Here is a 13,778-nt window from a genome sequence, read left to right on the forward strand (position 1 = left end):
ACGCGGCACAAGGAGTGGAAAGATGTCTTTCAATATCGGCCTTAGCGGTCTCTATGCAGCCAACAAGCAACTGGACGTGACCGGCAACAACATCGCCAACGTTGCCACCACCGGCTTCAAATCGTCCCGTGCCGAGTTCGCTGACGCCTATTCGGCGAGCAAGCTCGGTGTCGGCAGCAAGACCGTCGGTAACGGCGTGACCCTGGCAGCGGTGTCGCAGCAGTTTGGCCAGGGTGATGTCAACAACACCGGCAACGTGCTGGACATGGGTATCCAGGGGCAGGGCTTTTTCGTCCTCAGCGACAATGGCTCGCTGAGCTACACCCGTGCCGGTGCGTTCCAGACCAACAAGGACAACTACGTTGTCACCGCGGACGGTATCCGCCTGCAGGGTTACGCCGCTGACTCCACCGGCAAGATTGCCAAGGGCGTGCTGACCGATCTGAAGATCGACACCTCGGCGCTGGCGCCGAAGTCGACCACGCTGATCGACCAGGGTATCAACCTGAACTCGTCGGCATCGCCGATTCCGTTGACCAAGCCTGATCCGAGCAACCCGGCTGCCACTATCCCCAACGCGCCGTTCAACCCGACTGACGAAAGCACCTACACCAAGTCGTTCCCGACCAAGGTCTACGACAGTCAGGGTAACGAGCACGTCATGGAGCAGTACTACCGCAAGACCGACACCAACGAGTGGACCATGTACACCCTGGTCGACGGTCGCAACCCCTACGATCCGGCCAGCGCCACGCCACTGACCGGCACCATGAGCTTCAACTCCGATGGCAGCATCAAGGCCATGTCCACCAGTGCCGCCGGTGTGCCGACCACGCCGCCAGGTCAGTACGAGTTCAGTGTGGCCAACAACACCTTCACCATGAAGGGCTGGATTCCGGCGGTGTATAACAAGACTACCAATACGTGGGGTCCTAACGGTTCGAGCGGCAACCCGGATGGCATGCGTCTGTCGATGAACAGCACCACCTCCTACAACACCGAGACGGCGCGGATGTCCCAGTCCCAGGACGGCTATGCCACCGGCATTCTCTCCAGCCTGAGCATCGACTCCACCGGTGTAATGTTCGCCAGCTTCAGCAACCAGCAGTCTCGCGCCATTGGCCAGGTGGCCATCGCCAGCTTCGCCAACGAGCAGGGCCTGGAGCAGATGGGCGGTACGCGCTGGAAAGAAACCTTCGCCTCGGGCATTCCGGGTATCGATGCGCCGACCACTGGCACCCTGGGCGCGATCAAGTCCAACGCGCTGGAGGCCTCGAACGTCAACCTGACCAACGAGCTGGTCGAGCTGATCAAGGCGCAGAGCAACTACCAGGCCAACGCCAAAACCATCTCCACCCAGAGCACCATCATGCAGACCATCATTCAGATGACCTGATTCGGGTGGCGTGAATTGAGTGTGGACAGACCCCTTTCTCGGAAGGGGTCTGTCGTTTCAAGGGTAAGGATCATGCTGCGACGTTTAAGTGTTGCCTTGCTGCTCGCGGGAGTGCTGGGTGCTCAGGCCTGGGCCGACATGGCGCCCTGGTATCGCTGGGAAAGCCAGGCCGACGGTCGCCTGGTGTGCGCGCAGTTTTCCCCGGGGCCGGGCTGGAAGCTGTTTGCCGGGCCGTTCAACAATGCCGGTTGCCGTGACTACTGAAACTTGCCGCTAGCGGCAAACCGGCGCCGTATTTTCGACGGCGCTTCTCTCGCGGTTCTCTTCGTGCGCCGCTCAAGCCCTTGTCTGCCGGGCGTTTTCCGTTGTTTGTAAAAGTTGGTTTGAAACTTGCTACAGGCACTGCAGAGCAGCGGCGGACGGCAAGTGTTCGCCAGCGCAGCGGAGGATGACTGTGGACAAGATGCTATACGTGGCCATGACCGGCGCTAGCCAGAACGCGCTGGCGCAAAAGGCCCATGCCAACAACCTGGCGAACATTTCCACCAGCGGTTTTCAGCGCGACCTGGAGCAGGCGCGTTCGATGCCGGTGTTTGGTGACAGCTTTCCGGCGCGGGCCTATGCCATGACCGAGCGCCCGGCCACCGATTTTAGCCCGGGCTCGATGCAGGAGACCGGTCGCGACCTGGATATCGCCATCGGCGGTGACGGTTTTATCGCCGTGCAGGCCCCTGATGGCAGTGAAGCCTATGTGCGCACCGCCAGCCTGAACATTGACGGTCTGGGCGTGCTGCGGGCCGGCAACGGCATGCCGGTGATGGGCAACGGCGGTCCGATTGCCGTGCCGCCAGAGCAGAAGGTCGAGGTCGGCCAGGACGGCACCATCAGTATTCGCGCCATGGGTGAAGGCCCGCGGGTGATGGCCGAGGTCGACCGCATCAAGCTGGTCAACCCGGACCTGAAGAACATGACCAAGGGCCTGGACGGCATGATCCATACCAAGAACGGCCAGCCTGCCGCTGCCGATGCCAACGTCCAGGTGGTCTCCGGTTTCCTGGAGTCAAGCAACGTCAATGCGGTCGAGGAAATGACCTCGGTGTTGGCGCTGTCCCGTCAATTCGAATTGCACGTCAAGATGATGACCACGGCCAAGGAAGGCGACGAAGCCATGGCTCGGGTTTTGCAGATCGGCTAATTACACAGACGTAGCGCCGTAAAACAGGCGCGCGAGGAGAACAGCATGCTTCCGGCTCTTTGGGTCAGTAAAACCGGTTTGTCCGCCCAGGACACCAACCTGACCACCATTTCCAACAACCTGGCCAACGTTTCGACCACCGGCTTCAAGCGTGATCGTGCCGAGTTCCAGGACCTGCTCTACCAGATCAAGCGTCAGCCGGGTGCCCAGTCGACCCAGGACAGCGAACTGCCGTCGGGCCTGCAAGTCGGTACCGGTGTGCGCATCGTCGGCACCCAGAAGAACTTCAGCACCGGCAGCCTGCAGACCACCGAGAACCCGCTGGACATGGCGGTCAATGGCCGTGGCTTCTTCCAGATTTTGCAGCCGGACGGCACTGTTTCGTACACCCGTGACGGTACCTTCCACCTGAACTCCGATGGCCAGATCGTCACGGCCAACGGCTTTGCCCTGGAGCCTGCGATCGTCGTGCCGCCCGAGGCGCAGACCTTCACCGTCGGCCAGGACGGCACCGTGTCGATCACCACTGCCGGCAACCCGGCGGCGCAGATCATCGGCAACATCCAGACCGCCGACTTCATCAACCCGGCCGGCCTGCAGGCCATGGGCAGCAACCTGTTCCTGGAAACCGCCGCCAGCGGCGCGCCGCAAATCGGTACCCCGGGCCTCAACGGTTTTGGCGTGGTGCAGCAGCAGACCCTGGAAAACTCCAACGTCAGCACCGTGGAAGAGCTGGTCAACATGATCACTACCCAGCGTGCCTACGAAATGAACTCCAAGGTCATCTCCACCGCCGACCAGATGCTCTCGTACGTTACCCAGAACCTGTAAGTGAAGTCTTCGAGGTCGCTTGAACGGCGCCTGTTACACCGTGAGGTCAGAGTCATGAGTCGTTTGTTTTGCATACTAGCCCTGAGTGGGGTCGCCTTGCTGGCCGGTTGCGTCGCGCCGACGCCCAAGCCCAACGATCCCTACTACGCGCCGGTATTGCCGCGCACGCCATTGCCGGCGGCGGCCAACAACGGCTCGATCTACCAGGCCGGTTTCGAACAGAACCTGTACAGCGACCGCAAGGCTTTCCGGGTCGGTGACATCATCACTATCACCCTCAACGAGCGCACCCAGGCGAGCAAGAATGCCAACTCGCAGATCGACAAGAACAGCAAGGCCGAACTCGGCCTGACCTCGTTGTTCGGCAGCAGCGTGACCACCAACAATCCGTTTGGTGATGGCGACCTCAGCCTCAGTGCCGGCTACAGCGGCGACCGCTCAACCAAGGGTGATAGCAAGGCGGCCCAGGGCAACACCCTGACCGGTTCGATCACCGTCACCGTTGCCGACGTGCTGCCCAACGGCATCATTGCCGTGCGCGGCGAGAAGTGGCTGACCCTCAACACCGGCGACGAGCTGGTGCGCATCGCCGGGATGATCCGTGCCGATGACATTGCCACCGACAACACCGTGCCTTCGACCCGTGTTGCCGATGCGCGCATTACCTACTCGGGCACCGGCTCGTTCGCCGATGCCAGCCAGCCGGGTTGGCTTGACCGGTTCTTCATCAGCCCGCTTTGGCCTTTCTAGGTTCGGATGACCATGTTCAACTTCAAGCAGCTGATTGCCGCTACGATTCTGCTGTCCACTGCGTTCGCCGTGCAGGCCGAGCGTCTGAAGGACATCGCCAGCATTTCCGGCGTGCGCACCAACCAGCTGATCGGCTACGGCCTGGTGGTGGGGCTCAACGGCACAGGTGACCAGACCACGCAAACGCCGTTCACCCTGCAGACCTTCAACAACATGCTCTCGCAGTTCGGCATCAAGGTGCCGCCGGGGTCGGGTAACGTGCAGCTGAAGAACGTCGCTGCGGTGTCGGTGCATGCCGACCTGCCGGCGTTCGCCAAGCCGGGGCAGGTGGTGGACATCACCGTCTCGTCGATCGGTAACTCCAAGAGCCTGCGCGGCGGCAGCCTGTTGATGACCCCGCTCAAGGGTATCGACGGTAACGTCTACGCCATCGCTCAGGGCAACCTGGTGGTCGGCGGTTTCGATGCCGAAGGCCGCGATGGCTCGAAGATCACCGTCAACGTCCCTTCGGCTGGCCGCATTCCTGGCGGTGCCTCGGTGGAGCGTGCCGTGCCCAGCGGTTTCAACCAGGGCAACAGCCTGACCCTGAACCTCAATCGCCCGGACTTCACCACCGCCAAGCGCATCGTCGACAAGGTCAACGAGCTGCTCGGCCCGGGTGTGGCCCAGGCCCTGGACGGTGGTTCGGTGCGAGTCACTGCGCCGCTCGATCCAAGCCAGCGGGTCGACTACCTGTCGATTCTCGAGAACCTCGAAATCGATCCGGGCCAGGCCGTGGCCAAAGTCATCATCAACTCGCGCACCGGCACCATCGTCATCGGCCAGAACGTCAAGGTCTCGCCGGCGGCGGTGACTCACGGCAGCCTGACGGTGACCATCACCGAAGACCCGATCGTCAGCCAGCCTGGGCCGTTCTCCAATGGTGAGACTGCCGTAGTGCCGCGCTCGCGAGTCAATGCCGAGCAGGAAGCCAAGCCGATGTTCAAGTTCGGCCCGGGTACCACCCTGGATGAAATCGTCCGTGCGGTGAACCAGGTGGGCGCCGCGCCCGGTGACCTGATGGCGATCCTCGAAGCCCTGAAACAGGCCGGCGCCTTGCAAGCCGACCTGATCGTGATCTGAGGGGGCGGACCATGGATATGCCGAAAAGCGCCTTCAATGCTGCCGACAGTGGCGCCTACACCGACCTCAATCGCCTGAACTCGCTGAAGGTCGGCGATCGCGACAGCGACGCCAACCTGCGCAAGGTGGCCCAGGAATTCGAGTCGCTGTTTCTCAACGAGATGCTCAAGTCGATGCGCTCGGCCAGCGATGTACTGGCCAAGGACAACCCGCTCAACACCGAGACCACCAAGCAGTACCAGCAGATGTACGACCAGCAACTGGCGGTGAGCATGTCCCGCGAGGGCGGTGGTATCGGCTTGCAGGAAGTGCTGATGCGTCAGTTGTCCAAGCAGAAGGCCAGTGCCGCGAGCAACAACAGCCCGTTCCCGCGGGTGGATATCCAGCAGCGTCCGTTGTGGGCGGCCAAGGTGGCCGAGCCTGAGCGCGGTGAACACGCCACGGCCGCACGCAACGACATGGCCGCACTCAATTCGCGGCGCCTGGCACTGCCGGGCAAGCTGACCGATCGCCTGCTGGCTGGCATCGTGCCGTCGGGCGGTGCCGCCGCAGCCACCACCAACACCGCGGCCTTGCCGCAGCGCACCACGGCGATGACCGATGCCGTGGTCAAGGGTGACTGGCAGTCGGCGCAGAGCTTTGCCGCGCCGGGCTCGATGCGCATCTATGGTCGCGCCGTGGCCCAGCCGCCATTGGCGCCGGCCAAGCGCGCATTCGGCTCCTCCGATGAGTTCGTCGCCACCATGCTGCCGATGGCCGAGCAAGCCGCCAAGCGCATCGGTATCGATCCGCGCTACCTGGTGGCCCAGGCTGCGCTGGAAACCGGCTGGGGCAAGTCGGTCATGCGTCAGGCCGATGGTAGCAGCAGCCACAACCTGTTCGGCATCAAGGCCACCGGCAACTGGCAGGGCGGCCAGGCGCGGGCGATCACCAGCGAGTTCCGCGACGGCCAGTTCGTCAAGGAGACCGCAGCGTTCCGTTCCTACGACTCCTACCAGGACAGCTTCCATGACCTGGTCAGCCTGCTGCAGAACAACGCGCGCTATAAAGAAGCGGTGAAGTCGGCCGATAAGCCAGAACAGTTTGTGCGGGAGCTGCAGAAGGCCGGGTATGCAACCGACCCGGACTACGCCAGCAAGATTTCGCAGATCGCAAAACAGATGAAGTCGTACGAGAGCTATGCGGCTGTCGGTACTACAACGAAACTATAAGGTTTGAACCATGGCGAGTTTGATCAATATCGGCTTATCCGGTGCCAGCAATGCCCAGTCCGGCATGCACACCACGGGTAACAACATCACCAACGTCGATACCGCCGGTTACTCGCGCCAGCAGAATATCCAGAGCACAAAAGGCTCGATTCGCGAAGGCCATGTGTTCATCGGAACCGGTACCACCCTGGCGGACGTGCGCCGGGTGTACAACAACTTCCTGGAAAACCAGCTGCGGACCACTTCGTCGCTGAGCAGCGACAGCAATGCCTATCTGGACCAGATCGGGCCGATCGACAAACTCCTGTCGGACAAGGACACCGGTATTACCGGTGCCCTGAAAAGCTTCTTCTCGTCGCTGCAAAATGCCGCGGCCAAACCTACCGAAGATGCTTCGCGGCAGTTGCTGCTGACCAGTGCCCAGGCCCTGAGCAAGCGCTTCAATACCATCGCCGCGCAGCTCAACCAGCAAAACAGCAACCTCAACGGCAACCTGTCGTCGATGAGCACCCAGGTCAACAACCTGACCGCAGCCATTGCCCAGTACAACGACCAGATCTCGCGGGTCTCGGTGGTGCAGGGCAGCCCCAACGACCTGCTCGACAAGCGCAACGAAGCGGTGCGCCAGCTCAGCGAGCTGGTGGGCGTGGATGTGACCGAGCGCGAAGGCAACCTGGATGTCTACCTGAAAAACGGCCAGTCGCTGGTGTTGGGTACGAGCACCAATACCCTGTCCACGGTCGCCAGCCCGACCGATCCGACGCGGATGAACCTGCAGCTCAATCGCGGTACTACCAAGATCGATATCACCGCCAGCGTCACCGGTGGTGAAATCGGCGGCGTGCTGCGCTACCGCACCGATGTGCTCGACCCGAGCCTGAACGAGCTGGGGCGGGTCGCGCTGGTGGTTGCCGATCAGATCAACAGCCAGTTGGCCCAGGGGATCGACAAGAACGGCAACTTCGGCGCGTCGATGTTCAATGACATCAACAGCGCGGCCCTGATCAGCCAGCGCAGCATTGCCAAGGCCGGTAACAGTGCCGGCTCCGGCAACCTTGATGTGACTATCAAGAACACCGGCAAGCTGACCACCAGCGACTATCAGGTGACCTTCACCAGCGCGACCGGCTACAGCGTCAAGAAACTGCCTGACGGTACCGACATGGGGTCCTTCGACCTTAACGACAATCCGCCCAAGGTGATCGATGGCTTTAGCCTGAACCTCAATGGCGGTGCGGTGCAGGCTGGCGATTCGTTCAAGATCACCCCGACTCGCGGGGCGGCCGGCAGCATCGATACCGTGCTCACCGATCCCAAGCGCATTGCCCTGGCGGCGTCGCTCAATGCCACCAGTGGCGCGGGTAACCAGGGGACCGGGATCATCGGCCAGCCGAACCTGACGTCCAAGCTGGATATCTACGATTCGACCCAGCGCCTGGCGCTGGAGAACGGTCTGAAGTACTCGACGCCGGTCAAGCTGGTGTTCGGCGATGAGAAGAGCGTCCCGCAGACCTACACCGTGCACAACGCCAAGGGTGATCCGATCGCGAGCGGGACCATCATTCCGGGGCAGGAAAACAAGCTGCAGATCAACGTGCCGATCGTCGATGCCAATGGCAACGCCGTCACGCCGGCGGCGACCTTCAGCTTCGACATGACCGTGGCCGGTGCGCCGAAGAAGGGTGACAACTACACCGTGGCCATGACCGGTGCCGGCTCTGCCGACAACCGCAACGGCCAGGCAGTCATTGACCTGCAGACCAAACAGACCATCGACCTGGGCGATAACGGCAGGGGCGTCAGTTTCACCGATGCCTACGGCAAGCTGGTCGAGAACGTTGGCGGCAAGACTGCCCAGGCCAAGCTCGACAGTGATGCGACCGGTGCCCTGCGCAAGTCGGCCAGCGAAGCCAGTAACTCGGTGTCGGGTGTCGACCTGGATGAAGAGACCGGCAACCTGATCAAGTACCAGCAGTATTACACGGCCTCGTCGCAGATCATCAAGATCGCCCAGGAAACTTTCAGCACGCTGATCAACAGCCTTTAAGGAGACGTAGACCGTGCGTATCTCTACCGCCCAGTTCTATAACAACAGTACGTCGAACTATCAGCGTAACTTCGCCAAGGCTGTTGAATCCCAGCAGCAAGCCAGTGACATGCTGCGCATCCGTACTGCCGCCGATGATCCGGTCGGCGCTGCTCGCCTGCTGCAACTCGAGCAGCAAAGCAACATGATCGACCAGTACAGCGGCAACATCGCCAGCCTTCGCAGCAGCCTGAGCACCTCTGAAACCACCCTCACCAGCATTACCAACGTGCTGGCGCGGGTAAAGGAGCTGGCGATCAGCTCCGGCAGCGGCAACATGACCGACAAGGATCGCCTGGCCAACGCGCAAGAGCTGACCCAGCTCGAAGAGCAGCTGTTCAGCCTGATGAACAGCCGCGACGAGAACGGCAAGTACATCTTCTCCGGCTCCCGTGGCGATACCAAGCCGTTCGAACGCAACGCCGATGGCACGTACTCGTACAAGGGTGACCAGGGCACCACCAGCCTGCAGGTTGGCGACATGCTCAGCGTTGCTTCCAACGAGAGCGGCTACAGCGTCTTCGAACAAGCGCTCAACCCCAGCCGCAGCCAGACTACGATGACCGCGCCGACCCCGAATGACGGACGCGTCAGCCTGTCCAATGGCCAGGTGTCGGGCAGCACCATCTATAACGACCGCTTCCGCAGTGGTGAGCCGTACACGATCGAATTCACCAGCAGCACCCAGTTCAAAGTCACCGACGCCGGTGGTAATGACGTGACGCTGGAGGCCAGCAAAGGCGGTACCTTTGATCCCAAGGGTGACGACGACTACATCAGCTTCCGCGGTGTCGACCTGCGCCTGGGCATTACCTTCAAGCCGGGCGATGAAGCCAACCCGGATGCCGCCATCGCCGGGCATACCTTCACCCTGGGCTCGAAGCCGGACGAGATCGGCGGCTCGCGCAGCCCGGGCAACACCTCCATGGCCCAGCTGGGCAACGTGGTGATTGGCGACAAGGCCAAGTATGACGCCGCATTCCCAGGCGGTGGCGCGGTCATCAAGTTCAAGACCGCCACCACCTTTGATGTCTACGCTCAGCCGATGACCGCCGACAGCCGGCCCTTGGGCAGCGGCGATACAACGGTCAGCCCGACGCGGGTCATGGGTGTCGACTTCTCGTTCAGCGGCGCACCGGCAACGGGCGACCAGTTCTCGGTGCAGGTCAACAACCACCAGAACCAGAACGTCCTGGACACCATCAAGCAGTTGCGTACCGCGCTGGAAAGCCCGGTCGATAAGGATCCGGTCGCGCGTCAGAACTTCCTCGCGTCGATGGACTCGGCCATTGCCAACCTGGCCAGTGCAGCGGACAAGGTCGCTGAATCGATCAGTTCGGTCGGTGGGCGCGGCGCGGCGCTGGACGTCCAGGCGGAGACCAACGAAGCGCTGCAATCGGCCAATACCATCACCCAGAGTTCGATCCGTGAAGCCGATCCGGCTGAAGTGCTGATTCGTCTGAACCTTCAGCAGAACATGCTGCAAGCCTCGCAGTTGGCCTTCAGCAAGCTTGCCGGACTTGGCTTGTTCAACCGCCTCTGATTGATCCTTTCGCGTTGTATTCACCCGGGTGACGCCAGCCGTCACCCGGGGCCTTCTCCAGGTCTGTCCTCATGAACCAACTGCCTCTCGTCAGTATCGTCATTCCCGCCTTCAACCCCGAATTCCTGACCCGCACCCTGATCAGTGCCATCTCCCAGCGTTACTCCAATCTTGAGGTGATTGTCTGTGATGACAGTCCGGGCGACGAGGTCAAGGCCATTTTCGATGAGTGGGCCGGGCAGGCGAGCTGTGAGCTGCGCTATGTACGCAACCCGCGCACCCTGGGGTTTGCCCGTAACTTGCTGAGCGGCCTGGCGCAGGCGCGCGGGGCCTTCATCAAGTTCCTTTGCGATGACGACTGGCTGGTCGACGGCTGTATCAGCCAGCAGGCACAGACGCTGATCGATTGCCCGCAAGTCAGCCTGGTGGTCAACCATCGGCTGATCTGCGCCGCTGATGAAACGCTGCTGCCGCCGCGTCCGGCCAACTGTCTGCTGTCGCAGTGCAGCGCGGTGATCAAGGGTGGGGACTTGCTTGAGGCCATCGAGGCCAACGTGTCGAACCTGTTCGGGGGTATCAGTCATGCCCTGATGCGTCGTGATCAGGTGCAAGAGCTCTTGCCAATGCTGGTCGAGGAGGGCGGTTTCCAGGCGCGCCTGGATTTCGCCCTGTTCATCTGCCTGTTGCGCCGCGGTCACCTGGGGTATCTGGTCTCGTTACTCAGCATGGAGCGGATGCATCCAGGGCGTTTGAGCAACCATGCGAGCATGACCCTGGCGTTCAAGAGTGAAACCGAATGGCTTTCGCAGATGCTGCTCTCGCGCACCAGCGAACCGGCGCCAGCGGCCGGCTGGTTGCGCTTCAAGCCGATCGAGGAATATCAGGCTGGTGAAGAACAGGACTGGGAAGAGTTCGAGCTGACGCGGTTCTATGCCGGGCAGATTGCCGGGTTCCAGCAGCAGGTGGGTACGTACAGTACGAGCTTTGCCGAGCTCTATAGCGAGTGGCTGAGTTGCCGCACGCTGTCGCCGGCACAGACCCGTTTGCTGCCCAAGCGTATCGAGCAATGGCCACTGCAGCCGCGCATCGCCGTGGTGGTCTTCGATCCCCAGGATAATGCATCGGCGCTGAAAGCGACCTTGGCCAGCGTTGGCGAGCAGTCTTATGCCGCCAGCCAGGTCTGGGTTTTCGGTACTGGCCTGGCGCAACCCGGGGTTGAGCATATTGCCTTGCGCGGCAACCCTTTCGAGCAACTCAACCAGCGCCTCGCGCAGGCCAATGGCGTTGACTGGATCTTCCTGCTGCAAGCGGGTGATCGCCTGCATCCGCATGCCCTGGTGATCATGGCCGAGCGCATGGCCCTGCATGCTGACCGCTATTGCCTGTACACCGATGAGGGTACCGACGATGGCCTGCAGGCTGGCCAGCCCATTTTCAAGCCGGACTTCAACCTCGACCTGATGCGCACCTTCCCCTATGTCGGGCGCATGCTGGCTTTCGAGCGAAACCGCTTGCTTGAAGTGGGCGGGTTTGCCACCGAATTCGAAGGTTTGGCACCTCAAGACATGCTCTGGCGGCTGGTCGAAGCCCATGGCTTGCACGTTGTCGAGCATGTCGCCGAGCTGCTGGTGCAATGCCGTGACGGTTATGCCCAGTGGCAGGTCGATCCAGGCTGCATAGACCAGGCACCCAAGGTCCTCAAGGCGCATCTGCAGCGCCTGGGGGTGGCTGCCGAGGTGATCAGTGCCGAGGGCTCGATGCTTGCCCGGGTTCAGTATCTGCATGAGCAGACCCCCCTGGTGTCAGTCCTCATCGCTGCCGGGCAGGATTTGCGTGCCCTGATACGCTGTGTCGAATCAATATTCGAACATACCGCCTACGCGCACTATGAAGTGTTACTGGCGGTCACTGGCGATGAGCCTGCGGATGTCCAGGGATGGCTCGAGGCCATGCGTCACCTTGGTAGCGATCAGTTGCGGATCGTGCCGGTGGTCGCCAAAGATGGCCCGCAGATGTTCAACCAAGCCAGTGAGTACGCCCAGGGCAGTTATCTGCTGCTGACCGATGTCGGCAGCGTGTTCTTCGACAAGTACTGGCTGAATGAAATGCTTGCCCAGGCCCAGCGCCCGGAAGTGGGGGTGGTGGGGCCCAAGCAGGTCAGCACGGCAGGCTTTGTAGCGAATGCCGGGCTGGTGCTCGGTTTGTATGGGGCGGCCAGCACGCCATTCGTTGGTCAGTCGTCCGATGCCAGTGGCTACATGAATCGGCTGATTGCCGTGCAGAACCTGAGTGCGGTGAGTGCCGACTGCCTGCTGGTGCGTCGGGAAATCTTCGCTGAGCTTGGGGGGCTGGATGCCGCGGCGTTCGAGTCCACGCTGTTCGACGCCGACTTGTGCCTGCGGGTTCGCAACCATGGCTATCTGGTGGTCTGGACCCCGTATGCACTGATCGCCCGGCTGCCTGTGTCTGGGCTGTCGAGCCCGGTGCGCAAGGACCATGACCAGGACGCCTTCTATGAGCGCTGGTTGCCGAATGTGGCCAATGACAGTGCCTACAACCGCAACCTCAGCCTGAGAATGTCCAGCTACAACCTCGACCCCGGGTTACGCAGCGGTTGGGATCCGTTCAGCAAACGCATCCTGCCATATGTGATGGCACTGCCGATCAACAACACTGCCGTTGGCCATTACCGCGTCGCGCAGCCCTTTACCGAGCTGGAGAATGCTGGCTGGATCCAGGGGCAGATGGACTACGGAACGCCAAACACGATTGCGCTGGGTCGTCATCAACCCGACGTTATGATTCTGCAGTGTCGCTACATGCCGCGCTCACTTGAGGATTTTGAGCGAATCAAGCGCTTCTCCAATGCGCGGCGCATCTACGAGATCGACGATTACATCATTGATGTGCCGAAGAAGAACGCGCACGCCCGCCACATGCCGGGCAACATGCGTGAAATGGTCAGCCGCGGGATTGCCATGTGCGATCGGGTAGTGGTGTCGACCGCGCCGCTGGCCGATGCCTTGTCGAGCATGCACCACGATATTCGCGTGGTGCCGAACATGCTCGCCTCGCACCTGTGGAGCGGACTGAAAAGCCGCCGGCAGACCTCGATCAAGCCGCGCGTGGGCTGGGCCGGCGGCACCAGTCACCGCGGCGACCTGGAACTGATCGCCGACGTGGTCAAGGCGCTGGCCGACGAGGTGGACTGGGTGTTCTTCGGCATGTGTCCGGACCTGCTGCGGCCCTATATCAAAGAGTTTCATAGCGGTATCGCGCTGGCCTATTACCCGCAAAAACTTGCCGGCCTCAACCTGGACCTGGCAGTGGCGCCGCTGGAGTCGAACCTGTTCAACGACTGCAAGAGCAACTTGCGCCTGCTTGAATATGGCGCCTGCGGTTTTCCGGTGGTATGTGCCGATACCAAGGCGTACCAGGGCTACCTGCCTTGCACCCGGGTGTTGGGTAATTCGCCGCAGGCGTGGCTGGAGGCGATACGCATGCACCTGGCCGATCCGCAGGCCAGCTACCGCATGGGGGATGAACTGCGCGAGGTCGTGTTGCGCGACTACGTGTTGACCCAGGACAACCTGCAGCATTGGGCCAACGCCTGGTTGGCCGATTGATGAATGCGGCCGGCAATT

Annotated in this window: 10 protein-coding genes; all 10 read left to right on the top strand. The window is 61.6% G+C overall.

Annotated elements, in window-relative coordinates:
- Positions 1-22 precede the first annotated feature (22 nt).
- The 10 genes from flgE to UW3_RS0119890 all read left to right on the top strand — a co-directional run bounded on the left by flgE (position 23) and on the right by UW3_RS0119890 (position 13,760).
- A complete protein-coding gene (gene flgE, locus UW3_RS0119845) occupies positions 23-1,396 on the top strand; it encodes a flagellar hook protein FlgE (RefSeq protein WP_010224962.1) in 1,374 nt (457 codons plus the stop codon).
- A gap of 72 nt (positions 1,397-1,468) precedes the next feature.
- Entirely contained in the window at positions 1,469-1,660 is a 192-nt protein-coding gene (locus UW3_RS0119850; protein WP_010224963.1) for a hypothetical protein, read from the top strand.
- Between the two features lie 190 nt (positions 1,661-1,850).
- Positions 1,851-2,591 carry a flagellar basal body rod protein FlgF gene (locus tag UW3_RS0119855; protein WP_010224966.1) on the top strand — a complete coding sequence of 247 codons (741 nt, stop codon included), beginning with the start codon at positions 1,851-1,853 and terminating at the stop codon, positions 2,589-2,591.
- Positions 2,592-2,636: 45 nt separating this feature from the next.
- The gene (gene flgG, locus UW3_RS0119860) at positions 2,637-3,422 is read left to right on the top strand and encodes a flagellar basal-body rod protein FlgG (protein ID WP_010224968.1); all 786 of its coding nucleotides are present in this window, start codon (positions 2,637-2,639) and stop codon (positions 3,420-3,422) included.
- A 54-nt stretch (positions 3,423-3,476) separates the two neighbouring features.
- Positions 3,477-4,172, top strand: a complete 696-nt coding sequence (gene flgH, locus UW3_RS0119865; protein WP_010224969.1) for a flagellar basal body L-ring protein FlgH — start codon at positions 3,477-3,479, stop codon at positions 4,170-4,172.
- Positions 4,173-4,184: 12 nt separating this feature from the next.
- Positions 4,185-5,294, top strand: a complete 1,110-nt coding sequence (locus tag UW3_RS0119870) for a flagellar basal body P-ring protein FlgI (RefSeq protein ID WP_010224970.1) — start codon at positions 4,185-4,187, stop codon at positions 5,292-5,294.
- A gap of 11 nt (positions 5,295-5,305) precedes the next feature.
- A complete protein-coding gene (flgJ, locus tag UW3_RS0119875) occupies positions 5,306-6,505 on the top strand; it encodes a flagellar assembly peptidoglycan hydrolase FlgJ (RefSeq protein WP_010224978.1) in 1,200 nt (399 codons plus the stop codon).
- Positions 6,506-6,515: 10 nt separating this feature from the next.
- Positions 6,516-8,552 carry a flagellar hook-associated protein FlgK gene (flgK, locus tag UW3_RS0119880; protein ID WP_010224979.1) on the top strand — a complete coding sequence of 679 codons (2,037 nt, stop codon included), beginning with the start codon at positions 6,516-6,518 and terminating at the stop codon, positions 8,550-8,552.
- A gap of 13 nt (positions 8,553-8,565) precedes the next feature.
- Positions 8,566-10,134: a flagellar hook-associated protein 3 gene (locus UW3_RS0119885; RefSeq protein WP_010224981.1), complete on the top strand. Its 1,569-nt coding sequence runs from the start codon at positions 8,566-8,568 to the stop codon at positions 10,132-10,134.
- Positions 10,135-10,205: 71 nt separating this feature from the next.
- Entirely contained in the window at positions 10,206-13,760 is a 3,555-nt protein-coding gene (locus UW3_RS0119890) for a glycosyltransferase (RefSeq protein ID WP_010224982.1), read from the top strand.
- Positions 13,761-13,778 lie beyond the last annotated feature (18 nt).

It is taken from the genome of Pseudomonas donghuensis (assembly GCF_000259195.1).
GTDB lineage: Bacteria > Pseudomonadota > Gammaproteobacteria > Pseudomonadales > Pseudomonadaceae > Aquipseudomonas > Aquipseudomonas donghuensis.

Bases quoted from the DNA above. Each gene is read 5' to 3' on its own strand.
- flgH (WP_010224969.1), top strand. From the start codon at position 3,477: ATGAGTCGTTTGTTTTGCATACTAGCCCTGAGTGGGGTCGCCTTGCTG.
- UW3_RS0119870 (WP_010224970.1), top strand. From the start codon at position 4,185: ATGTTCAACTTCAAGCAGCTGATTGCCGCTACGATTCTGCTGTCCACT.
- flgE (WP_010224962.1), top strand. From the start codon at position 23: ATGTCTTTCAATATCGGCCTTAGCGGTCTCTATGCAGCCAACAAGCAA.
- flgG (WP_010224968.1), top strand. From the start codon at position 2,637: ATGCTTCCGGCTCTTTGGGTCAGTAAAACCGGTTTGTCCGCCCAGGAC.
- UW3_RS0119850 (WP_010224963.1), top strand. From the start codon at position 1,469: ATGCTGCGACGTTTAAGTGTTGCCTTGCTGCTCGCGGGAGTGCTGGGT.
- flgJ (WP_010224978.1), top strand. From the start codon at position 5,306: ATGGATATGCCGAAAAGCGCCTTCAATGCTGCCGACAGTGGCGCCTAC.
- flgK (WP_010224979.1), top strand. From the start codon at position 6,516: ATGGCGAGTTTGATCAATATCGGCTTATCCGGTGCCAGCAATGCCCAG.
- UW3_RS0119890 (WP_010224982.1), top strand. From the start codon at position 10,206: ATGAACCAACTGCCTCTCGTCAGTATCGTCATTCCCGCCTTCAACCCC.